The sequence below is a fragment of the Mucilaginibacter oryzae genome, assembly GCF_003148845.1.
GTDB classification, from domain to species: domain Bacteria; phylum Bacteroidota; class Bacteroidia; order Sphingobacteriales; family Sphingobacteriaceae; genus Mucilaginibacter; species Mucilaginibacter oryzae.
The window spans coordinates 1-22,963 of sequence record NZ_QGHA01000022.1; the positions used below are offsets into that span (position 1 = coordinate 1).

At 41.5% G+C, this 22,963-nt stretch carries 18 protein-coding genes and 1 pseudogene; 6 read left to right on the top strand and 13 right to left on the bottom strand.

The window, feature by feature from the left end; genetic code table 11:
- A pseudogene (locus LX99_RS24815) lies at window positions 1–351 on the top strand (integrase core domain-containing protein); the annotation flags it as partial.
- Window positions 352–1,000: 649 nt separating this feature from the next.
- Here the strand turns inward: LX99_RS24815 and LX99_RS25850 are convergent.
- From LX99_RS25850 to LX99_RS24855, 10 genes are all read right to left on the bottom strand, one after another.
- Window positions 1,001–1,147, bottom strand: coding sequence for a hypothetical protein (locus LX99_RS25850; protein ID WP_170122794.1), 147 nt, complete (start codon window positions 1,145–1,147; stop codon window positions 1,001–1,003).
- A gap of 35 nt (window positions 1,148–1,182) precedes the next feature.
- Entirely contained in the window at window positions 1,183–1,359 is a 177-nt protein-coding gene (locus LX99_RS25855; protein WP_170122795.1) for a hypothetical protein, read from the bottom strand.
- A gap of 354 nt (window positions 1,360–1,713) precedes the next feature.
- Window positions 1,714–3,477: an ATP-dependent nuclease gene (locus tag LX99_RS24820; RefSeq protein ID WP_109610969.1), complete on the bottom strand. Its 1,764-nt coding sequence runs from the start codon at window positions 3,475–3,477 to the stop codon at window positions 1,714–1,716.
- Between the two features lie 71 nt (window positions 3,478–3,548).
- Entirely contained in the window at window positions 3,549–4,100 is a 552-nt protein-coding gene (locus tag LX99_RS24825) for a hypothetical protein (protein ID WP_109610972.1), read from the bottom strand.
- Between the two features lie 133 nt (window positions 4,101–4,233).
- Window positions 4,234–4,929, bottom strand: coding sequence for a hypothetical protein (locus LX99_RS24830; protein WP_109610975.1), 696 nt, complete (start codon window positions 4,927–4,929; stop codon window positions 4,234–4,236).
- A 5-nt stretch (window positions 4,930–4,934) separates the two neighbouring features.
- Window positions 4,935–6,008 (bottom strand): type I restriction endonuclease, encoded by a 1,074-nt coding sequence (locus LX99_RS24835; protein ID WP_109611002.1) that lies wholly within the window; start codon window positions 6,006–6,008, stop codon window positions 4,935–4,937.
- Between the two features lie 85 nt (window positions 6,009–6,093).
- Entirely contained in the window at window positions 6,094–7,464 is a 1,371-nt protein-coding gene (locus LX99_RS24840) for a DUF4236 domain-containing protein (protein ID WP_109610978.1), read from the bottom strand.
- Window positions 7,465–7,497: 33 nt separating this feature from the next.
- A complete protein-coding gene (locus LX99_RS24845) occupies window positions 7,498–8,499 on the bottom strand; it encodes a hypothetical protein (RefSeq protein WP_109610981.1) in 1,002 nt (333 codons plus the stop codon).
- Entirely contained in the window at window positions 8,492–10,489 is a 1,998-nt protein-coding gene (locus tag LX99_RS24850) for a phospholipase D-like domain-containing protein (protein ID WP_109610982.1), read from the bottom strand. Before LX99_RS24850 ends, LX99_RS24845 begins: the two co-directional genes overlap by 8 nt.
- A gap of 312 nt (window positions 10,490–10,801) precedes the next feature.
- Window positions 10,802–11,008 (bottom strand): hypothetical protein, encoded by a 207-nt coding sequence (locus tag LX99_RS24855; protein ID WP_109610984.1) that lies wholly within the window; start codon window positions 11,006–11,008, stop codon window positions 10,802–10,804.
- 1,100 nt (window positions 11,009–12,108) lie between these two features.
- Between LX99_RS24855 and LX99_RS24860 the strand changes: the two genes are divergently transcribed.
- A complete protein-coding gene (locus LX99_RS24860; RefSeq protein WP_109610987.1) occupies window positions 12,109–13,212 on the top strand; it encodes an alpha-mannosyltransferase in 1,104 nt (367 codons plus the stop codon).
- A 62-nt stretch (window positions 13,213–13,274) separates the two neighbouring features.
- Here LX99_RS24860 and LX99_RS24865 read toward each other — a convergent pair whose 3' ends face one another.
- From LX99_RS24865 to LX99_RS24875, 3 genes are all read right to left on the bottom strand, one after another.
- Window positions 13,275–13,928 carry a glycosyltransferase gene (locus tag LX99_RS24865; RefSeq protein WP_109610989.1) on the bottom strand — a complete coding sequence of 218 codons (654 nt, stop codon included), beginning with the start codon at window positions 13,926–13,928 and terminating at the stop codon, window positions 13,275–13,277.
- 69 nt (window positions 13,929–13,997) lie between these two features.
- Entirely contained in the window at window positions 13,998–15,314 is a 1,317-nt protein-coding gene (locus LX99_RS24870) for an HlyD family efflux transporter periplasmic adaptor subunit (RefSeq protein WP_109610991.1), read from the bottom strand.
- 64 nt (window positions 15,315–15,378) lie between these two features.
- On the bottom strand, window positions 15,379–17,658 hold the full coding sequence (locus LX99_RS24875) for a peptidase domain-containing ABC transporter (protein ID WP_109610993.1): 2,280 nt from the start codon (window positions 17,656–17,658) through the stop codon (window positions 15,379–15,381).
- A 140-nt stretch (window positions 17,659–17,798) separates the two neighbouring features.
- Between LX99_RS24875 and LX99_RS24880 the strand changes: the two genes are divergently transcribed.
- The 4 genes from LX99_RS24880 to LX99_RS24895 all read left to right on the top strand — a co-directional run.
- Window positions 17,799–18,335 carry a hypothetical protein gene (locus tag LX99_RS24880; protein WP_109610994.1) on the top strand — a complete coding sequence of 179 codons (537 nt, stop codon included), beginning with the start codon at window positions 17,799–17,801 and terminating at the stop codon, window positions 18,333–18,335.
- Window positions 18,336–18,449: 114 nt separating this feature from the next.
- Window positions 18,450–20,240: an erythromycin esterase family protein gene (locus LX99_RS24885; protein ID WP_109610997.1), complete on the top strand. Its 1,791-nt coding sequence runs from the start codon at window positions 18,450–18,452 to the stop codon at window positions 20,238–20,240.
- A 10-nt stretch (window positions 20,241–20,250) separates the two neighbouring features.
- Window positions 20,251–22,455 (top strand): glycosyltransferase, encoded by a 2,205-nt coding sequence (locus LX99_RS24890; protein ID WP_109611000.1) that lies wholly within the window; start codon window positions 20,251–20,253, stop codon window positions 22,453–22,455.
- A gap of 240 nt (window positions 22,456–22,695) precedes the next feature.
- Window positions 22,696–22,963: helix-turn-helix domain-containing protein (locus LX99_RS24895; protein ID WP_146203222.1), on the top strand; the 268-nt coding region annotated here is incomplete at its 3' end.

Genomic DNA, 22,963 nt, shown 5'->3' on the forward strand with positions numbered 1-22,963 from the left:
AGGATACTTACTGACAGGGGCACGGAATATTGCGGGTCAAGAGAGCAGCATGAATTCCAGTTATACCTGGCCATCGAGGATATAGACCATACTAAAACAAAGGCTAAAAGTCCACAAACCAATGGAATCTGTGAGCGCTTCCACCGCACTATCCAGGATGAGTTCTATGCTATCGCTTTCCGAAAAAAGATCTATCGCAGCATAGCTGAACTGCAATTAGATTTGGACAGGTGGATGGATAATTACAACAATGAAAGGACGCATAGCGGTAAGTACTGTTTCGGCAAAACGCCGATGCAAACGCTGATCGATAGCATTCCTATGGCACAGGAAAAACTATTGGAGCGTCTCGCCGAAGACCAGATTCTTCAGAGCCCTCATAAAAAGGGCTCAGAAGAATCTGTGTCGATGCATTTAGACGAGAAAAAACTATATTCACAAATTCAATCTGACAACTTATAAAAACACACAACTGTCAGATCAAATAGTGGCTATTACACCTCCATAACTATTCAAAATGGACACGCAAACACATCAGAATCGTCAATAACGGTTGATAATAATTTCGTATAAGCTAACAGCGATATCGACAATTAACAATGGATAACTATTTATTATCGTAAAACGGGCAACCGTTCACTAAATGTATTTAATCTTTGGGTGCTTAATTTACCTGCGTTATATGTTTTACAAACCGCACCTAAATTCAAGCAGGTCTTGGGAACTCAGGCTCGCACCCATTTAAAGACAGCGTAAACCAAAATTTACCGTCTTCGCAGACTTCACTCACCACCCTATCTAACCGCCATGCTGCTTGACGATCCCCGCACAGGTATAAAGGCCTAAACCGAGCCCTGTTTGCAAGGCAAGATTTTTGGTATGGAAGTAACGTTGAATATAGGCGGTAGCTGATCGGGATGTATTCCAGCCCCCTTATCGCTAAAGCTGATCCGTACAATGTAGCCCGCCTTTTCGACACGAAACTGGATAACGCCGGTATTTAAGCATGTTTAACCACGTTTTCCTCGACGTTCGCCATCACTTGTTCAATCTTTCCTGCATCGTTGCGTACTTCGGTGGCCGGGTCGTCTTCAATAAGCGATTCAGGTTTAGCTGGTACGCTGAGTAAGTCAAAACAGTCCCTCATAAATTCCCCCAGCCGAAACACGGTCTTTTTCAGGGTTATTTTCGTACACCAAGGCGGCTCACATAAAACAGTTTGTTGGCCAGGTAGGCGAGCTTGCTGATGCTGCGGTTGGCCTGTTTGATCGTCGTGTCTTGCAAAGGCAACGTTTCATTACCCTGGTGGGTATGCCGTATCTCCACGCCAGCTTTTAAGGCAGTAACGCGCGTCCTCATCTGATGGCTGGCAATGGTGATAAACTCATCTCTTTTCTGCAGCAGCGAAGATTATGCTACCAAAATTCATTCTGCTCCATCACCACACCGCTAAGTTTTTAAATAGCCTTTGTTCTTTCTCAATCATTTTCCGCAGCTCCGTATCAATAAGACGCAAGGTGCCAAGTACGTAGCCATCTGTTGCCACTATTTGCTCACCCGTATAATACCGAATCTTCAGGGAATCTCCGGTTTAACCTCGCTGACAAAAATGTACTCCCGTTTTGGGAATGCAGTTTTCGTGCCCTCATTTAACCAGTTTTTACAATTAATAAGTGTTTAAGAATTACGAATAATGCTCTGAAGCCAATTCATTTATTGACAAGCAATTTCAAGTTCTTCCATAGATTTCCATTCGATGCATTTTTCAGGAGGGCTTGCAGCATGGTCAATGAGGCACGACAACAACCGTTCAACCCGATTAAAAAAATCCGGGTTTGTGCTCAACTGTTGCAAAGCGTTATAAGGCTTCTCATTTTTTATATCTTCATCAAAGTATGCTGTCTCAAAAGTCGTAATGGAAGAAAGTAATCTTACTTTAACCCCTTCGGGCTTCAGTTGTACTTCGTTTAGGATATTTTCATTAATCTTCCAGGCCGGGTTAGCATTGCCATTGCTTGCCAGTTTCGAATCAGCATCATGAAGAATAGCATAATCAGCCCCGAACTGGTTCAAAACCTTAATCATAGAAATGATGGTAGCTTTACCCCTGGCTCTTATGATATGAATGTCTTTATATGCTTCAGGCTTCTTTTGTATGACATACTTTAAGGCCGTAAACTCTGTGTCCCCCTCTACGATAATGGTTTTACCTCCGAAGAAAAACTCCGCGACGTAAGGGTCGAAAATGTTTAATAATTTGAGGTTTAATTTATCATCCGGACTTAATTTTAAGCGATCGGGTCTGTAAACAGTTGTGCCGACGATAGAATCATCTGCTTTACGTTCTACTTTTACAATGGTTGTGTTATCCTTGGAAAGGTCAATAAAAATAGGCGAATGGGTAGTCACCATTACCTGCCAATGGTGATTTGGTAAATTGTACAGCACATTACAGGCCTCCCGGATGGCGTTTGGATGTAAACAAATTTCAGGCTCATCTAATAACAACAAATGCGGACGAGCCGGTGTTCCATCGTCGTTCTTCTTTGATTTCGTTTCTGAAATATATTTCAATGCCGACCAGAGCAATGTTCGCCTGGCACCGCTTCCTTGTTTTTCTATACTGCTCATGTAACCGTCTTCGGGTCCCATCAACAATTGCGCCTCACCTTTAAATAAACTGATTGTTTTATCAATTCCATCAGTCGTCCTCGGATCGAAGTCAACTTTATAATTAGGAAAGACCCGGCCGATCATCCGCGACAACTCCTGGTTGATTTCCTTTATTTCGCTCTCAGCTTCGGCGACTATAACATGCTGAAGCGTTTCGACCTGTTTTAATAATGAATTATACACGCTCTCCTGATCCTCAAATCCTTTATGTTGCTTTACTTTATCGTCAAGTACCTTTTTAAGGAGTTTCTTAATTTCTTCCGCCTGTTTTGCGGGATCATCAAACGCATCAACCCGGTGTGGTTCGGGTCTCCGGGAATTAGCAACATTGGGCGCGCCCCAGGGAACTTTTTCGCTCCACGTATTCTTCTTTGAGTCCCATCCCTGCCTTTTAGAATGCTTTCCTGGTTCCGACCATGTAAATTTCTCTCGTACTAATCTTTCCCCCTGATCTGTCATGGAGATCCATTCTTCCCCGGGCGCGTTGTCAAATACGACAGTTTGAATTTCAATCTCAGGCAGCTCATCTAAATTCACTTCACCCCGTGGAAAATCATCAATGGAGAGTATCCCGCTACTCGAGCCCTGGCACATGGCAACTTCATAGGCCTTTAATATGGTGCTTTTACCGACATTGTTTCCTCCAACCAAGACTACGATGTCATCAAGATCTATCTCGACCGGCTTATTGCCAATAGCCCGAAAGTTTTTAATAATGAGTTTGGTAAGTCTTGGTCTGTTTATCGCTGGATTACCGGAATCCAGGGACACTTCTTCAGTTGCTGCAGCCTTTGCTTTTGCCATTGTTATAAAGTTTATTTTATTGATTTATTTTAACCTAACAGCTATATCGAACACCTCCATGCTTTAGTAAGTTAATAGCCATAAAAGGATTTACGTCTTATACCGGCTGTAACATCATAGGATTTAATGGCAGCGTTTATTTCGGTGCTCATTTCGGTCTTCCCATTGTAGACGAACTCCGTCGGTTTGCCGTCGTCACCAACTATAGCGGTCAAATCCGAAACCGGTATTTCGGTCGAATGGAGGATAAAGCCAAATTCGTCGATAAATTCTACGGTGATCCGCCCGGGCTGGTAATTATCACGCAAGTCGTTCAACCCTTGCACTTTCAATGTATAGTATAAATAGTTGCCCCTGTACAAGGCTTTGAGTGTTGTATAGGCCCCCTTTTTAACAAAGCTCAGGGAAGCCGAACCTAAATCCCGTTGTTTAGGTTTTGAGATCTCGAACTTTTTTATCTCTTTGGCATTCAGATCGCCAATCTCCCTTAATTCGTTATCGATCAGTTTATAGATCTTATCGCCGTGAATAAAAGTGTTCTCCGCGATCTGGGTATTATTGTTAGCACATGATGACAGCGCAACCATGAGGAGTGCAAAAATGTGGGTAAGTTTAATATTCATTGTATGTTCTAAATTGGTTGATTTTTAATAATTACCTCGGTAACAGGAGCCCGAAAAAGCTTGTTAAGTAATTGTTCTTTTTTACTACAACGTGTTACAAATCTCTGATCCGTTTTATTCAACGGGTCGGTCGCTAACCACCTTCCAGGTGGCAAAGCGTCAGCCCGGTTTGCTTTGCGTCGTTCACGCTGATCTTTATGATGCGATGTTGACAATTACGTAAGCCTATACAGTTAATCCGCAGATGATATCTTATTGCGGTTGGGCTTTCGCAAACGTAAACAAACCCAGGTGCAGCGCGACCTGGACCGCCAATATCCTTTAACAGGAACAGGGTTAAAAAAAGAACCGGTATTATTATATAAATGCAAAGCTTTAAATACTTTATGGGGATATGTTCCCAAAGGGTTTGGGGAATGGCTCCAATATGAGTTATGATGGCCCGGACTCCTTTTTTTTCTGTCACTTTCGAAATGTAATTCGAGTACGGCCGGTTTGCGAAATCGGTTAACCAGGCCAGTAGTTCGATCTGCTTTTCTTCCGGGTTTTGTGTCCTCCCTTTTAAAAAATAGTTCACTGGCCGGAAAATGTCAGCATCAGCCTTATTGATTGCATCTATATAGGCGTCCGGATCTGACTGTCGCTCAAAGAATGAAATCAGCACGTTCTCATCTATGCGCAGAAACCGTTCTTTACAGGCAGAAAGCGCATGTTCTTTTAAATTAACCACTGTGGGAAAAGCAAGCTTCAGCGGCAGTTTGCCCGACGCTTTTTGCTTCTCGTAATCCCGGAGCACCGCGGTCCTATACTCTTCAAACCGGTACGCCATGACAATTAAACTTTAACTTTCTCCAGTCGTTGTATCACCGCGAGCAATGCATCCAGGTGGGCGTAGATTTCATCTACGGACTGGATCTCGTGGCGGACCTCTTTCTTGGCTTCATCCAGTACGACGAGGTATTTCCTGCCTGTTCCGAGGTAAAGCCGGCAGATGGTTTTGCGGTTGTTATCATCGAGGAGGATGGCGAAGTAGGATAGGGCGTCGCGGTAGGTGATGCGGTTGGCGCCTACGTGCTGCCGGAGCATGGATTTAACGATATAGAAGCCTTCGAGTTCTTCTTCGGTGGTAATAATACCGGTTTGCGGTTCGGCTACGGCTTCTTCCATTTTCACGGCTTCGGCGACTTCGATCTGCTTTTCCTGGTTCAGCGCGGATTTCAGCCGTTCGCTGATCGCATCGCTGACCAGGAGGTTAAGGGAACGCTTCACGATCGGGGTAAACTGTTCCTTCACCTTGGTTGTGATCACCCCGGAGTAAACTTGTTTGGTCAGGAAGGTTACAAACGCTTCCGAGGGCAGGATCATCTCTTTATTCAGCAGGCCTTTCAGTTCATTCAGGTATTTAAGCTCGCTGGCGGTATTGGTGATGCTCTCCACATCGAAATACGACTTATGGAATTTCTTGAGTTCGACGATCTCCGTTTCTTTGATTTCGGTGATATTGAACTCGAAGAAAGGGGTTGCGTCCATCTTGTTCTTTTCGACAAGATCGGTGTAGAAGCGGTAGGTCAACCCGTTGGTCAGTAAACCGAACTTCGCCTTGGTGGTGTGGAAATACCTAAACAGCTGGGAATTGTGCGGATCGAGGTCTTCGAGGTGGTGCTTGCACTCGATGAGGATGGCGGGTTCTCCGTCCTTCATAATGGCGTAGTCCACTTTCTCCCCTTTTTTGATGCCGATATCGGCGATAAATTCGGGGTTGACCTCGAAGGGGTTGAATACATCGTAGCCCAATACCTGTATGAAAGGCATAATGAGGGCGTTCTTGGTGGCTTCCTCGGTCTTGAGCTGGGGCAGCATCTTTTCGACGCGGGAAGCTAATTGTAATATCTGGTCTTTAAAATCCATGATCATATTAAGTTTTAGCTATGACAAAATTTATTAATTAATTCCCGGGCACTTTTCATCAGCCTGATTGATTTTAGCCTTCGGCTTAGCCTATAGACATCCTTGCCTGTAGGTTGCCGATCTGACCCAGAAAGCTTGCGAAATCGTCCATCGCGCCTTTTTTCGAGGTGGAGATTATTTCATAAATCCCGGTATCCGAGGTCATTGTATATTCGGAATAAGCACAAACGGGGATCTGACGGTTATTGTTAAAGCGTCTGTCGGGTCCTCCGCGCTTATTGACATACCGCCAGGTTTGATCTATTACCTGTGTGTCCGGCGGCAGCCACTCATTTTCAATAAAACGCGTCGTATACCCGGTTATCCGCAGGTTTTTATAAAACACTGCCGCGAATGTGTTTCCTTCCTTGATCAGCAGCCTTTCCGGCAGAAAATAAAATTCCAGGTTGCTCAGTTTAAGGCAGGGGGTGGATACGTTGGTGATGAAATATGGAAGCGGGGGTTTATGGGCGAACACACCCCGCAATGATGTCCGTTTGATGAGCTTACCCGCTCCGGCATTCCGTTTATAATCACTGGTTTGTTGTGCATTCAGATATTGCCAGATCTTTGCTGAACCGGAAAACCGGGCGAAATGAGTACCAAACTGCTCATAAACCTGGCGAAACTGCGGATCCATGTCGTAATGCAGTTCCATCTCAAAGCGCTCTTTGTCCAGCCTCCTCAACCAGTGGATAAGTACCGTAAAAACAAGGATGCCAACCAGGAACTCATAAGCGGCATATGGATTGGCCAGGAATACCTGCGTTTCTGCAACCTCTTCCAATGGCACATGATCGATACGCACAAAACGCCGGTTGATATATCCGGTAGAATCACGAAAGCCCACACCAACCCATTTTGTATGGGTTGAATCGGTCAAACGAAAAGCTTCGTCGTAAACTGCCGCTCTGACAATGTCAGAACCGGCATCCGCGCGTTTCCGGATGTTTGCACCTTCATAGGAGGTCACCGTAACAGACATACTATCCCTTGCAGGCCGCCTGACCACAGTCCGGCTGCCAAAAGAAGTAAAGAGCATGACGGTAATAAAAATCAGGAGCGGTAGCATACCCAGCCAGTTCACATAAGATATCAGGCCTGCTTTCCGGGTTAGTTCGGAAACGAAGTCCATAGAATCCGTATCTGTCAGTTGCCCGATATCTGCTGAAGCGATACGATGGCCTTCGTCAATTCCAGCGGGTAATACCTGATGCTTTCCAGGTGCCCCTGCCGATGCTGTTCCCTGTAACCGCCTCCGGTAAGTAATACCATGCGCACTCAGGCTGACGAAGGTGCCTTTGGGGCCAACGTTAACGCGGGCCCCTTTTACTCCCATAGAATAACTGATACCGCTTTTAGAAAAATTGACCCGGAAAGGTCCCGATCCGAAGGACTTACGATATGACCAGCTCATATTTGATAAGGTTTAGGTTGTTCATTCATAAGTTCAGGATTGAATTTTGCTGACCCCAAGGAAATTAAGGATGATCTGCTCAGCCTCTCCTGCGGAATTAGCGTACGGATGCAGTTCGAAGCGCTTTACCCTGGATTGCTCCAGCCAGTCCGTCCAGAAAAGTTTCATGATTTCCATATCGGTCGGCTGAACGGTCGCACTGCCCCCTTTCGACATCGACCGGTCATAAAGCTCCATGACCAGCACCTCCAGGTTTTTCAGGTTCTCATTATTGACCGGCCTGATCCGGAACGATCTGTTTTTCCTGAAAAAAACTTTTATATCATTTTCACCGGAGGCCAAGAATGCCTTTCTGAAATCGTTTATTGTTTTCTGGCTCAGATCAAAACCTTTCCCGAATATTCCCGCTTCGATGTAGCCGTCTGTTGTCAAAACCAATACGTTGCGATAAGTATTCACCACCGTCAGTTCCTCATCCTTCCTGGGGGCCTCGGCCGGGAGCACACGTTTGTCATCGATTCCCTGGTTGAAGTAAGTCCAGATATCTGCGCCGAAATTCTTGCTGGCGGCCGCCTGATTGATCCGCGTGAACTCTGCCGACATTTTCGCGATATCCTGTTTTAAAGTAGGCTTGGCAGGTACTTTGTTTAAGATATAGCTTATACGTTCGATCTGGTTTGGGAAACGCCCGAAATCAATGAAGAGCTTGTCTGTATGTACAGCGTACTCGGAGATCAGCCCTTTATTGACAAAATCCACAAGCAGTTTGTCTTTTTGGTTCTCCGACCGGCGGGTGCGCAGAATCTGCGGGTACAGGTCACCGGTTATAATGTTCAGGATCTGTACATCGTTGAGCGGCCGCTTGTATAAGTTAGGATTGACCCGGTTGGACAGATCCGGCGCAAACGTGATGTTGTAATGGGTGATCACATAATTCTTTTTTGACGGAGCGGCCGGCTCTTTTTCGCTTTTTAGGGGGCTGCTGCAGTTCAGCGAAAGCAGCGCGATAAGCCCTGAAATGATAAACTTATTCACCTGTGTTTAATTTTACCCTCTTGTCGAGTTTGTTCAGATTCAGTTTTTCGTTCTGCCAGGCAAGCGCTACGCCTGCTGCCTCGGAAGTTTTTAAGGATGCTTTTGCGATGGCGTATTCATTAAACAGAAAATCATTCCAGCCCTCCAGAAAAACATTGATACGGTCCTTCAGTGCGTCAACCGAAATCGGCAGGTTATCTGACTGGATATGCACTGTATAAATGGCTGCGATCTGGTCAATGATGTTGCTGTCCGTGATCAGCTGGCTTTTTTTCTTTTGCAGGTTCTGGTTTAGCAGTACAGGCAAACCCGCCAGCTCGTTTTCACTGCGTTTAATATCAGCTTTAAACTGGATGATCTTCTTTTCCAAAGCGGAGACATCCTCTTTGAGCTGCATTATCTTTTCATTGTTAAGGTTGATTTCTTCCCGCAGGTGTGAAATAAGCAACTGATTACGCTGCATTGAAATGTCAGGGTTCCGGTCTTCGAAAACCCCCATCAGCTTTTTAAAAGCGAGCTTGAACAGCAAAAGACCAAATGCGCCGAAAACAAATACGAGGTAGAAATTAGTATCTGTAAAAGCCATCCCATTCCGCCAGGCATCCGTGACGTTCCCCCGTGCGAAGTTGACCTCATAAACCGCCTGCGTAACTTTGAAAGCAACAGCCCCGTCCAGCAGGATAATGCCGAAAATGAACCCGGCGATGACAGCCCACTTGTTGGTCAGAAAACGATCGATGACGGCAAAAGCGAGCGGTATGATCACAAACAGAAAAATAAAGAGTGGTGCGGTACCGCTTTTATGAAGCGCTTTGCCCATCGCGTCCGGATTAAAGATCTGGGCAGCGGCAATTGGCATGCCCTGCGCTTCTGCCTCCTTAGCGTCAGCGACACTGAACAGTAAAATATAAGCCGCAGAGGAATAAAAAACGATCAGGTAGACCAGCAGCGCAAGATTGAATATAGCCGTAGGAATAAAATCAAACCATTTGAACTTTGGTTTGATAAATTCCCGCTCCGACAGTTTGATCTGCTGATCGAGCTCCGAATTCTTGTTTTCGAGAAAGGGGATTCTGACAAGTTTCAGGTCTTCGATGTCCTTTGAAGCAACGTCCGCTTCCACTTCCAATCCGGTACGCCTGGTTTCGAGGTTCGACTTACTGATCTCGTGCTCCCGCTGCAGGAAATCAATCTGGAGTTCACAATTTTTTGCCAGGAGGTCGAGGTTTTTGACGCGGTGTTCCTCGATCTTGGTCAATAAGCGTTTCTTTTTATCGTCGATCACATCAATGTCGTTGATAAAAACAGAATACAGCGTATCAAAAGCCTTATGCAATACCTGGTGGTCGCCATTGTTGGCACTGCACCGTTCATATCCCTGTTCCCGCAATAGCCGCCTGTCGAAACTGCCGACTTCAGCTGCGATCATCGAATCCAGCACCTTTTCGAACTCCGCGCCAACCTTTGCCGGAACTTCGATGGGAATCCCCCTGGGTCTTTCATTTTTGGCAACAGGAGATCGCCCGTCACCAGTCTCCCCTTTTACCTCTTCAATTTTCTTTTTTATAGCGTCAAAATTCTCAATCAGTGAGGCTACGGTTTCCTGGTGGTTTGTACTAATGATACTTTCATGGTTGTTTTTCCGGGCATTCACCGTCCAGTTATAAGAACCGTGCAGCGCGATCCGTTTATCGATCACACAGAACTTCTGGTTCATGATGCCGTAACCGATATTTTTGATCTTATGGACAATGGCCCCTTTTGAACTCAAAAGGCTAAAATCCAGCTTTTCATTTTCCTGATTATCAGCAACAATGATTTCGAGGTGAATACCTTCGGATAGTTTGGTGACCAGGATATTAAAGAGATCTTCATCCGTAAACCAGGCCGTTGCGATAAGGATCTCGAATTCTGCTTTGAGCAACTCTGTCTGTATCCTGGCGTAAATGTCCTTGTTATCGTTGATAACCTGTTGATCGATCAGCTCCATTGATATTAGAGATTTGAATTTTATAATGTATCATCTGCCCCGGAAAGCTTTTCCTCCGGGCCGCAAAAACGTTATTGCTTACCTTCCCGTAGGTCATCATAAGCTGTTAACACAATGCCCAGGCCTCTGCAATGTACTTTGTAATATATTTCCCTGCATTTGAACTGGCATCCGAACCGATGTGGCTAAACCTTTACATCCCTTAACGAATAAGAGCAAGTGAAAATAATTTCATCTCTTTCATTGCCAGGTATTGACAATCGTTTACAACTTCGTCAATATCCGTAAGGCGGAATCAGCAATCGCAGCATATTATCCTTTATTACAATCCGGCGAACAAAAGGCGCAGCCATCTGCTGTCGGGTAGGTTTCCTTTGCTTCGGTAACGGCTCCTCTGCAGGAAGCGAAAGCACCCAAATGTTTCCGGTGCTGCGGTGCGGGCAGGAACGAACAATCTTCATGATGTACCTCGTGGTCACCATTTGTCTGGGCGTTGGTGTTTACATAATAGGTTTTCATAACCAGGTTTGTTAATTAGTGTCGATTCAAAATTAGTTTAGAAACTGAGGCCGTTTTTACGGGAAACCGTAAAAAGCCACGACGTTCAAACTGCGCCGGTGCCTTCGGTAAATAGGCATCAGAAGCCCCGGCACGGCCCTCTTAGGAAAAAACAGTATCAATAAATTAAAAAAAGCTGCAGAAGACAGATCTTAGCACTTGCCTGGTTATCAGTTCACAGGCAAACATTTTGATGCGGTGTACCGCAGGGAAATTCAAACAGGCTAACAGTTAAGGCTTCGCAGTTGTTACGACCTTGTGGAGTTGCCCAACTTTGTTGGGGAGGCTGTGGTTACAGCCGGACGCGGTAAGTTTAACGCCGCCGGTCAAATCAAAGCGTAAGGAAGGAATGAGCATAATTATCCAAAAAAATTAGTCAATTCCCATCCAATGAAATTGACCTTAATTCAACACTCAAAAAGTAGCTGAATGATGAAGGTAAATTAAGCTATAAAAAAGAACTTATTTGCTTGTCTATGAGCTACAGCATCGGAGCATGCGCTTATTTAAGGAGTGTTATAGGAAATGAGATTAAAAGGATTATACAGGATATTGGATATTCCGGCATACTTGACCATGATCCTCCGTGCTCATTTGAGCAACGGGTTGTGTTAATGAATATTTAATTAAAGTATCTAATTCAGGCGGATAGCATGATCAACGTGTATCGGAACGCCCTGAACTCTTCTCCGGAACACATTGGTCAACGAGTCCGGAATTTCCATACAAGACTATTTTTCGACGGACATTATACCTATAGCAGAAATCCGGGCTAGTATGTTAGTTGAGTACGAAAGATACCTTTAGAAAAGAAAGGGAAATCATCACGCCTGACCAATTCAAAAGGCCAACTCCACGAATTGTGAAAGGCAGCGAAGTTAATCTCCGAAAAATTGCGGCCCGTGAGTTGCTGGGTACGCCTGAAGTCTATTTGGGGATCAATAAATGCCATTGTACGATTGACCTTTCGATAATGTTCTTCGTTTTATATATTTAATTATTTGAATTTTAAATAATTCCTTTGGTTAAGTTTGCTGCTTAACAACTAAACCAATCATAAAGTGAGCAAATTTTCTGAAACCGGCATTAGGGAAGTAAGCACTTCATTTTCAAATGAAATTATTGAGAACGCAAAATATAGCTGGAAAGCTTTTGTTTCTTCAATTCAGGAATATCCTGATACATACGAGGGCAAGGGAATTGTGATTTGTGCTGGTGGAGTGAAATACATCACTTGCGCATGGGTATTGATTTCAATGTTAAGATATCAGAAATGTAAATTGCCGATAGAGCTTTGGTATGCAGGAAATGAAGTTTCCCAGGAAATGATGAGTGAGTTAGCCAAATTTGATGTAGAATGCAAAAACATCTATGGGTTTGTTAAAGAAGCCAGTGGCGTTGCTATGAAACCCTTGGCTATCCTTTACAGTAAATTCAAGGAAGTTTTGTTTTTAGACGCGGACAATATTACGGCCAATGACCCCTCTTATATTTTTGAAGATTCAAATTATAAAAAACATGGAACGATTTTTTGGCCAGACTTTTGGAAAACGCCAAAAAACAACCCCATTTGGGATATCCTGGAGGTGCCTTTTTTGGAAACTGCGGAGCAGGAAAGCGGTCAAATATTAATCAATAAAAGCCTTTGTTGGAGAGAACTGAATCTATGTATCTACTTAAATTTGCATTCTCATATTTATTATAAACTGCTGTATGGCGATAAGGATACATTCAAATTTGCATGGCTTGCCTTAAAAACTGAATATTATATGATAGCAACTGATACTGCAAGTTGTGGATATCAAGGAAAGAATGAAGTATTTAATGGAATTACAATGGTGCAACATGACCCCCTTGGCAACATTCTTTTCTTACACAGGAATTTAATAAAGTGGGATGTTACGTTTAACACAGAAATGTTCTGGGATAAAATTAAAAAGTTCAAGGAGGACTCTACTTCGCGGAAATATTACTTGAGGACCGGAGAAAAGTTCCATATAGCAATTGATATTGATGGAGAAACTGAGTTGCTTGATTTTAGAATAAAATTCCCAAAACTTGAAAAAAAATGTTTGTATTTTTTGAATAAACTTCGAAGATCGGGGTTTTATCAGCGGTTTCTTTTATTTGAATATATGAAAACAAACCGGCTTTCTAATGGCTGATTTAAAAACGAACAGCGATTAGCTCACAATAAGCAATCTACAACTTTACAAAACACTGCAAATCAACGGCTTTCTGCAACAGGTAGCCAGGAATGGATCCAATAATGTATCATGGGTACCTCCACTTCGCGTGGAGGCATTTGCCTTATTTCTAAATAATCGTACAAAAAAACCTCTTTCACTAATTTTATCGACTGTCTGGTTCTTTGTTTATGAAAATAGAAAACCTCCCTCATCCTAAACGGTCCGGAATAGTGAGGTGTAGGCATTGAGTCCCTAAAATTATTGGAAAAGATATCCACGATATTGTCTAACAGACAATTAAAAAAAAATTCACCGGGAAGAGCAGAGAAAGCTTCCGGGGCCAATGTTTGATTAATTGGGTCCTGAATTAAAAAGCCCAACGGATTAGAATCACATAAATAGAGGAACCTTCCTTTATTTAATAGTTCAATATCCCAGTCAAAGTAATAGCCTCCAAAATAATGCACTATTGCATACCTGGCTAAATCCGCAACCTCGGCATGATTTCTCGCGTTCTCGATTGCTCCGAGCGTGAAAGCATAATGCTTTTTCATGAAATCCAGGATCTTATTGTCATCCCAAATCATAATTTCAAAACCAACATCGTTTAAGACAGACCATGAATAGATACATTTTTTTATTAGAAAATTAGCCTTAGGCCCGACTATAATATGAATAATCTTTGGTACCATTTTAATAAGAATCAGTTTTATAAAATCGATAAGGTTTCAATTATGTTACAGAATAACAGGCGAAAGTCACTATCTTTTCGTTACATATTTTAAATTGTCAAAAAGCCTTTCGATCAACCGGCGATCATTGGTGATTATTTCAGCCGAACCCTTAGATTCGGCCTTAAAATCGAGTTTCGCCCCATAATTAGTTTTTAGTTGTTTTGGGAAATCAACTAAAACCATGTAAGTTTCCATTTCGTTTTTTTCCGATCTTTCAACGCTTGTTGTTAACGAAATTGATTTCACCCGACCGACGATTGAACCATATTCCATGTACGGATAGTTGTCCAGCTTAATAACAACTTCTTGTCCCCGTTTTACTTTCCCACTTCCCTGTGCAGGTAAAATAAGTTGGCCAAATGCTTTTTCTTCTTTCGGCACAACGGTAAAAACCTGTTCACCTGTTTGAACAAACTGGTTTTCACTATAAAATTTCAAGAACTGGACTCTTCCTGTAAAAGGGGATTTAAAGACATATCTCTGTTCCCAGCTTTTGATGTTGTCCACCAAGTCATTGTAAGAAGAGATCAATGCAATTCGCAATTCTTTTTCCTTCTCGGGTTTCTGTATGCCCAACTCCCGTAATTTGCTTTCCGTTTGCTGTAGCGTTTGTTTGGCATTTATCAAGTTATTATAGGCATTCTGCAGTGCATCTTTGCTTGTTAAATAACTCATTTGAGACTTGTCCATTTCCGATTCGCTAATTACTTTATTGGTAAAAAGTATGGAATCACGTGAATAAAACTTGTGTGAATAGTCGAGGCTTTTTTTCACCATTGTTATACGCTCTAATGCCACCGAAACAGCCTTTTGTTGTTCCCTTTCAAGCTCTTTATAACTTTCTCCCTGTTTATCAAATAACTTGTCGTCCTTATAATTCATAAATTCCTGAAGACTATTTGCAAAAGCATAATACTTCGCGTTAAGTTCGCCCATGGAAAAATTATAAGGCAACTCGCTATAGATTTTCCGGATGTCGCCGCTATTAGGATTATAAAATTTCAGTAAACTATCAACGAAGATCACACTTCGGAGATTAGTTGGGTTTTCAATATAGGCTATTACCGAACCCTCCTTAACCCAATCCATTGATTTTATATGGTTTAACTTAATTTTCCCATTACTGTTGGCTATCAATTTCAGGGGCGCTACGTTAGCGTTTATAGTAATCCGGCCGACAACAATATCCGGATACCGTACTATCCAGCCAAATACGAACATAAATATGAAAAGAAGCAAAACTATCATGCTAACCAAAACGCCGAACCGGGTTGGCATCCGCTCAATGATACTCTGTACTTCTTCCGTACGTTCGTCGGCTTGTTTTAATTTTTCATCTGTCATTAGTTTTATGATAAGGTGGAAGAAAGGATTTACTCAAACAATGTCTGGTTTTTAGTTATAATTTCTAGTTCTCGGTAACTGATATTAATGGGCTTGGCTTAATTTCATTCGTTAGGTCGATTTGAGATTGAACCAGTTGAAAATATCTTTCTTTTCGTTCCATCAAGCTATCATGAGTACCGATTTCTACCACCATGCCGTTCTGCATTACGATAATTTGATCTGCTTTTCGGATAGTGCTTAAACGATGAGCGACTACGATCACTGTCTTATCTTTAAAAACATTGTCGAGGGCGGCCACGATTTTCTGCTCGTTTATTGTGTCTAAGCTGTTCGTAGCTTCGTCAAAAAAAAGATAATCAGGGTCTTTATAAAGTGCGCGGGCAATCAATATCCTTTGTTTTTGCCCACCACTGAGTCCTCTTCCCTGCTCCCCCATCATGGTCAAATAACCCAGCGGCAGCTGTTCAATTTCCTGGGCAATATTGGCGGTGTGCAATGCTTTTTTTAACTTCTCATAGTCAACCTTTTCATCGTCCAGCACGATATTGTTCATGATAGTATCGTTAAAAATTTTGCCATCTTGCATTACAGCTCCGCATTTATTACGCCACTGTCTAAGACTAATGTTATTAATATTCATGTTGCCGATCATGATTTCGCCATAACTTGGTTTATATAGACGAAGCAATAGTTTTAGCAATGTCGATTTGCCACTCCCGCTATCCCCGACAATGGCCGTAACTTTTCCTTCAGGAATTACAAGTTGTATACCATGGAGTACGATCCTTCCTTTCGGGGTATATTGAAAGGCAACATTATTGATGGTTAGATTCTTATTCTCGGGAATATCTACGTTATTGGTGCCTACATTATCGTGCTCATCTTCCAATTGATGGATTTCGTTCAATCGTAAAAAACTGATTTTGGCAAATTGGAATCCAATGATAAATTGAATAAATTGAACCACCGGGCCATTTAGCAGGCCGATAATAAACTGTATCGATATCATTACACCAAAGGTAATTTCACCGTTGATTACTGCTTTGGCACAGTAAAAGGTAATAAATAGGTTTTTTAAGCTGTCTATAAACTGAGCTCCAACGTTCTGAGTGTTTGTTATACTCAATACACGCAGGTTTATCTGATATAGTCTGGCTTGTATATCCTCCCACTTCCAACGCCTGTGTTTTTCATAATTGTTGATCTTGATATCTTGTATACTGTCAATAGTTTCCACCCAGTAGCTTTGATTTTTGCTCACGAGACCAAAATACTCCCAATCCAATTTTTTTCGGACGTTTAGAAAGGCCATAACCCACCCCACGTAAACTAAACTCCCGGTAAGGAAAATATAAAAAATAACGGGATTGTAGATAAACATGATGATACCAAAGACAGCAAAGGTAAATGTGGAGAAAATCATATTTAAGGAATTGGTCATAATAAAACTGCGAATTCTCTCATGATCCTGCGCCCTCTGCAAAATATCACCGGTCATTTTGTTCTCAAAAAAAGTAATAGGCAAACGCATGAGTTTTATTAAATAATCAGATATCAGAGAGATATTGATCCGGCTGGTTACATGTAACAGAATCCAATCCCTGACAATATTGCTTAATAAGATACTTATAATAATTGCCACATTAGCAAGCAGAACAATATTGATAAAATCAATGTCATGGGTCTGTATTCCAATGTCAATTACCGCTTTACTAATGAACGGCAATAGTCCTTGTAAAATGGTGACCAGTAACATAACCACAAAGAGGCTTGCAAAACTCTTCCGGTAAGGTTTAAAATAGCTAAAGAAATTTTCAAAGGTTTTGCGGCGTTCTATTTTTTCATTACCCTGGCGCTGATAAAAATCTGCCTGGGGCTCTACCGCCATTAAAATACCTTTATCGCTGCCCGCTTTGACCCATTTATCTGCAAACTCCTGTACAGTATACTTAATATAACCCTTGGCCGGATCTGATACATGAATTATGCCGTTGAACTTCCTTCCTGATTCTACGCCTCGGCTTTTTCTTTTGAAACGTTTAGCCTCCGCTTTGTATACTACTACAAAGTGACTATCGGCCCAATGGACAATGGCAGGCAAGGGGACTTTTAATAATAGGTCTTCCATATTGCATTTTAAAGAGAGCGTACGAAGACCGATTTCTTCTCCCGCATGGCTTAGGTCAAGAAAAGATATGCCCTCCTTGGTTTGTCCACACTTATCCCGCAGGTATTGCAGACTATAAAATTTCCCGTAATGCTTAGCAATCATCTTTAAGCAGGAAGGACCGCAGTCCATGAAGTCCAATTGCCTGTCGTTCGGAAATTTCTTACGTAACATAGAATTAGTATTCAGGTTAAGGTTAAGTGCTACCAAGGTAGTTTTTTTTATAATAATACATTTTAAATTTTGAAAATTAAATATTTTTATTTTTCTTTATAGGTAATTATAAACTAACCGTTTACCTTAAAATCAAAAAAATGAAAAAACCGAATCACAAAGGAAAGCTTGCATTTGAAATGTTGGAAAAAGAAATGGAAGGCGTACTCATCCAGGAAATGGAACAACTTAAGGGAGGCGCTGGTCTTGGCGGCCCCAACGATTGTGTGTTTCAATCTATAGGTTTTATAGAGAATAAATCCGTTCAGCAAATCCAGGATGAATATGTAACTTATTACAACCATGCCGTGGATGTTAAATATGGTGCAGCCTCAGGCGCCAGCTTACATATCAGCGGTAACTTTTCGGGCTACCTCGGTGTCCAGGAAGAATTTGTCAGCGGATTTTTCATGCAATATGGGTTGCACTCGGGTTATACAAGCACCGCCCCTGTAGGCCAGTACTCTTCAGGTACTCAGGGAATTCTTCTTCTTTCAACGTCCGGAAACTCAGGCCATGCAATTGATATTTTAGGCATGGAAAGCTCTGGCACTTATAAAACCTACGATCCTCAAACCTGCACTTTTGGGACCGTGTCTAAGAACGATCCAAGTATATTTGGCACATATGGCAGATAACACTCGCCATATCTACGCCTCATTGGTATAAAATTCCAAATTTCATACGAAATAGATTTTCATCGTCCATAGTAGTTCTATGCAATCTGCATAGAACTACATTTCTCACCCAACTTGAAAAATAGAATATATTGCCTGATACCCGCGTTAACGATACTGTTTTTTACTTCCGTTTCCGCCTTATCACAAACAATTGGCGAAAAATATGACCTTAATTTCAACGATGTTGTCCCCTGCAATCATTCCTGGATATCCTCTAAGTTTAATTGTATTTTTTTTAAGGACGAAACAACCATCATACAAGGTAAGCCTGCTGTTAAACTTTCATATAAGAATTTTGACCAGGGAAACACTATGCGCTTTAACCTCTCAAAAACGCTTATACTCCCGGTTACCCTAACCGGTGAAACATATGATATTTCTATAGTTTCCAAAGATGATGTCAGCCAGGATGTTTGGTTTAAGGTCACAGCTCTTGATCAGGATGCTATTGAGAAGCGTTCCTGCGCTATTAAAATAAACAGTAAGTCATGGAAAGAAAACTCCGTTAAGATGACGCTCTCCGATGCTAAAGCCATAAGGATCAGCATTTACTATAATGGTAATAATTCAGACAGTCAGGATATTTGGATCGACAGGATTCTAATAAAAGCCGGAAAAAAAGACATTACGGGTGCCAATTACTTTTCAGATAAACCCAAAGACAGTTTAAGAACGATTAAGAGCCTTGATAAAAAATATATCGTGCCTTTAGCAACCGGGAACGACAGCAGCCTGCTTTCAGAAATAAAAGCGTTTGACGGCAAGCAACTAATTGGTCTGGCAGAAAGTACACACGGTAGCAATACATCGAAGGAAGCAAATTACCAGTTTATAAAAAACCTGATTATCAGTAATCACTGCAGGCTTGTATTATTGGAAATGTCAACAGCGGCAACGCTGTCCTGGAACTTATATGTACAGGGGAAGATATCCAAAGAATATGAAAAATCCATAGAGGATGATATTAGGGCATGTTTTATTGATCATAAATTGTTGATGGACTTCCTTTCATGGTTGAGAAGCTATAACATAAGGTCAAACAATAAGGTCTATATTTCGGGGATTGACAATTCCGATCCAGAGGAAAAAAAGCTTTATCTATTTAACTTTTATTTAACGTTACTTGGAAAGGATAAAGCAGTATGGTATTTAAAAAATACTATTGAAAAAAACTATGGTCCCTTAATAACCCATTCATATTTCGATAAAACGCTGCAATACATAATGGGCAAAGAAAACTTTGACTGCTATATCTCTTTTTTAAATAATGCCGTAATTTCTCACAAAAGCGAACTTTCTTCTTCTCCCAACAGGGACATTATTATGTTCAAAAGCGTCAAAGGCCTTATGGACAATTGTTTAAAGAAAGACGACAAAGCAGCAATACTGGCGCATAGCGGGCACCTTCAAAATCTTGAACGATTTCCCGGTGATACCACATTAGGACTTTGTCTCCGGGAATATTATAAGGAAAAATATTTTTCAATCAGCTTCCAAATCGGCACCGGAACCTTTAGCCAGGATGAGTGTGCTATGGATGTTAAAACAGTAACGGATACTTTAAAAAAACCACCTTTTTACAGCTTTGAATATGCTGGACTCAATACAGGGATCCCCTATTTCTATTACCCGGCAAATTATTTGGGCAATGATATCCTAACCTGTGGGTTTATACCAAGAGGCGGCAGATACGAGGATTTGTATAAGTTTTCGCCCTTACGAAGACAGTTTGATGCTTACGTATTTATTAAGGAAAGTAAGGCAATGGAAAAAATTGAACCCTCGCTTTTAATTTATGGAATGCACTATTTCTATTCAAAAAAAATGGCAATGGACAGTGTAGCAAGGGAAATTGATAATTAATACTGTAAATATGTTAGAAAATAAATCGACGCCAATTAACCTCTATATAATTGATTATTATAAAGAAAAAAAAGATAATGGTTTAAATACTTACGTAGCAGAACTTGGCCGGGCTTTTGAAAAAATAGATGATATTGCTTTAACCTATGTTTGGGTTGAAAGCAACAATCCCGAAATCAGCGTTGAAAACGGCAATAGAGCAGACCATATTTTTGTCCCCAGGTTTAGGAGGACCGCGGATAATAAGAATCAATCTGATGCATATTTGACAACGGTTTTAGAAAAGCATATCGACGTTAAAGAAAATGTGCTTATCCATTTAAACTGGATTAACCATTGCAGCCTTGCCTGGCATATCAGACAAAAAATAAAATGTAAAATTGTTTTGACCAAACATTGTGTGCCGTGGCGGGACCTGGTAACTGTCAATTACAGGGAGTTTTATCGTTTAGATGACGCGTTCAACAAAAAGAAAAAGGTCCCTTTAAACTTGCTGCAATTACATCAGGAGGAAATTAACTATGAGTTTGTAGACCATATTATAACCGTCACCGATTATGCCAGAGAAAATTTGGAATTATTGTTCAACGTAAAACCTGAAAAAATCACGGTAATATACAATGGCATTGACCTTAAGGTAAGCCAAAGGACGGAAAAGCTGCGTGCTAAATTGCGTCGTCAATACGGCTTTGGGCAGCATGAACAAATAGTGATTTTCGCACATGTTCTGCACGCCAGAAAGGGGATTGTAGACCTCGTTAAAATATTTGAAGAGTTTTTGAAAGATAGAACCGTGCATCAAACGAGGTTAATTATTGCCGGTAATGGCGATGGTACCCGTATCGCGGAAACGGCCAAAAGATATTGGGCAAATATCACATTAACCGGCAATTTATCCAAATCTACATTGTATGATTTCTATCAGTTAGCTGATGTGGGTATAGTCCCAAGTTTTGCAGAGCAGTGCAGTTATACTGCTATCGAAATGATGCGTTTTGGCTTGCCGATTATCGTAAGTGAAGTTGAAGGGCTTAAAGAGATTGTCCCCCTGGACTGCGGTTTAAGAATAAAAGTGGATTTTAGAAAAGACGGAGTAACCTTAAACAGCAAAGATCTGCGTCAAAAACTCGCTTTCCTGTTGAAAGATAAGGAAGCTGCAAAACAATTATCTGTTAACGCTCGAAAACACGCATCTGAAGCTTTTTCCCTTGAGCAAATGATCAATAATACGCTTGCGGTCTTTCGTGAAGTATCAGCTTCGGAAGTCAGAAAACAACAGGAGCAGCCTATAGACATTCCCAAACAAAATACGCCATTCGTTAGTGTTTTAATGCCTTGTTATAATGCCGCTGCATACCTGCGAGCGTGCATGGATTCTATTCTGAATCAAAGCTATTCCAATTTTGAATTGCTGATAATCGATGACGGCAGTACGGATAATACTTTGGAAATACTTAAAAGCTATTCTGATAAACGGATCAGGCTATTGGTTAACAAGGAAAATAAAGGTATTGCACACACTCTGAACAAAGGTTTGAAAATAATAAAAGGCAAATATCTGGCCCGTATGGATGCAGATGATATCATGTCGCCTAACAGGCTGGCGTTGCAGGTGAATTTCCTTGAAAAAAATCCCAAATACGGCATGGTCGGGGCTTGGCATGAAATCATCGATGGTTATGGCATGGTTATTAAGCGGTTACAACGCCCGGTGGAGAGCAAACATCTTAAACTACAATTGTATTTTAACAATCCGTTTATACACCCGCTGGTAATGATGCGAACGGAGCTAGCAAAACAATTAAGGTATGATCCCAAATTTCTGCTTTGTGAAGACTATGATTTATGGACAAGAATAAGCGCGGTTACCGAAGTCGCTAATCTTCCGCAATATTTGCTTCAATATCGCGTGCATAATAAAAATATTTCAAGCAGCGATGAAAAGACTATCAAACAAAACGTTCTCAACTTATTATCACGGGAATTAGATAAATTAAATATTTCGTATACACCGAAAGAATTGGTAATGCATGGTGCCATAAGTTTTAGTTACGGTTCAAACTATTTTAATACGCAGGAAAAAGGCAAGCTATTAAGCGATTGGCTCAACAAAGTATTTTCATCCCCCAAGTTTACAGAAACTTTTAGCCAAGGTCAATTAAACAAATTTAAAAGGGGTATAATACAAAACCAATACGGCTTCCCGATCAAATAGTCATTTATGCGAAATAACTATATTGATCTTTATTAACGAAAACTATCGATAATAAGGAAAACGTAGGGTGAACGATTAATTAACGAGGGTGCATAGCTTTTTGTTTTTACATTTTAGCTTATAGGCGAAGTAAGTTGTTCCGCACAAAAAACTATGTAAGAACTTGGTAGTTTATTTGAGATAGTCACAATTTAATCTGACAGTTACGATTAATTAACGCACGTAATAGAGATTAGCATTATGACAATCCAAGCAAAGATCATTAAAAACAAGATGGGCATATTGGAGCTTGCCCAGCATTTAGGTAACGTATCACAGGCCTGTAAAGTGATGGGCTATTCCCGTGATAGTTTCTACAGGTTCAAGGAACTTTACGAACAAGGTGGCGAACTGGCCTTACAAGAGATCAGCAGACGAAAACCGATCTTAAAGAACCGGGTAGAAGATCATGTAGAAAAAGCCGTTGTTGAAATGGCTATAGACCAGCCGGCCTTAGGTCAGTTGCGGG

Bases quoted from the DNA above. Each gene is read 5' to 3' on its own strand.
- LX99_RS25855 (WP_170122795.1), bottom strand. From the start codon at position 1,359: ATGAGGACGCGCGTTACTGCCTTAAAAGCTGGCGTGGAGATACGGCAT.
- LX99_RS24850 (WP_109610982.1), bottom strand. From the start codon at position 10,489: ATGGAGCTGATCGATCAACAGGTTATCAACGATAACAAGGACATTTAC.
- LX99_RS25850 (WP_170122794.1), bottom strand. From the start codon at position 1,147: ATGAGGGACTGTTTTGACTTACTCAGCGTACCAGCTAAACCTGAATCG.
- LX99_RS24875 (WP_109610993.1), bottom strand. From the start codon at position 17,658: ATGTTACGTAAGAAATTTCCGAACGACAGGCAATTGGACTTCATGGAC.
- LX99_RS24820 (WP_109610969.1), bottom strand. From the start codon at position 3,477: ATGGCAAAAGCAAAGGCTGCAGCAACTGAAGAAGTGTCCCTGGATTCC.
- LX99_RS24870 (WP_109610991.1), bottom strand. From the start codon at position 15,314: ATGACAGATGAAAAATTAAAACAAGCCGACGAACGTACGGAAGAAGTA.
- LX99_RS24880 (WP_109610994.1), top strand. From the start codon at position 17,799: ATGAAAAAACCGAATCACAAAGGAAAGCTTGCATTTGAAATGTTGGAA.
- LX99_RS24865 (WP_109610989.1), bottom strand. From the start codon at position 13,928: ATGGTACCAAAGATTATTCATATTATAGTCGGGCCTAAGGCTAATTTT.
- LX99_RS24835 (WP_109611002.1), bottom strand. From the start codon at position 6,008: ATGGATTTTAAAGACCAGATATTACAATTAGCTTCCCGCGTCGAAAAG.
- LX99_RS24855 (WP_109610984.1), bottom strand. From the start codon at position 11,008: ATGAAAACCTATTATGTAAACACCAACGCCCAGACAAATGGTGACCAC.
- LX99_RS24825 (WP_109610972.1), bottom strand. From the start codon at position 4,100: ATGAATATTAAACTTACCCACATTTTTGCACTCCTCATGGTTGCGCTG.
- LX99_RS24890 (WP_109611000.1), top strand. From the start codon at position 20,251: ATGTTAGAAAATAAATCGACGCCAATTAACCTCTATATAATTGATTAT.
- LX99_RS24840 (WP_109610978.1), bottom strand. From the start codon at position 7,464: ATGAGCTGGTCATATCGTAAGTCCTTCGGATCGGGACCTTTCCGGGTC.
- LX99_RS24830 (WP_109610975.1), bottom strand. From the start codon at position 4,929: ATGGCGTACCGGTTTGAAGAGTATAGGACCGCGGTGCTCCGGGATTAC.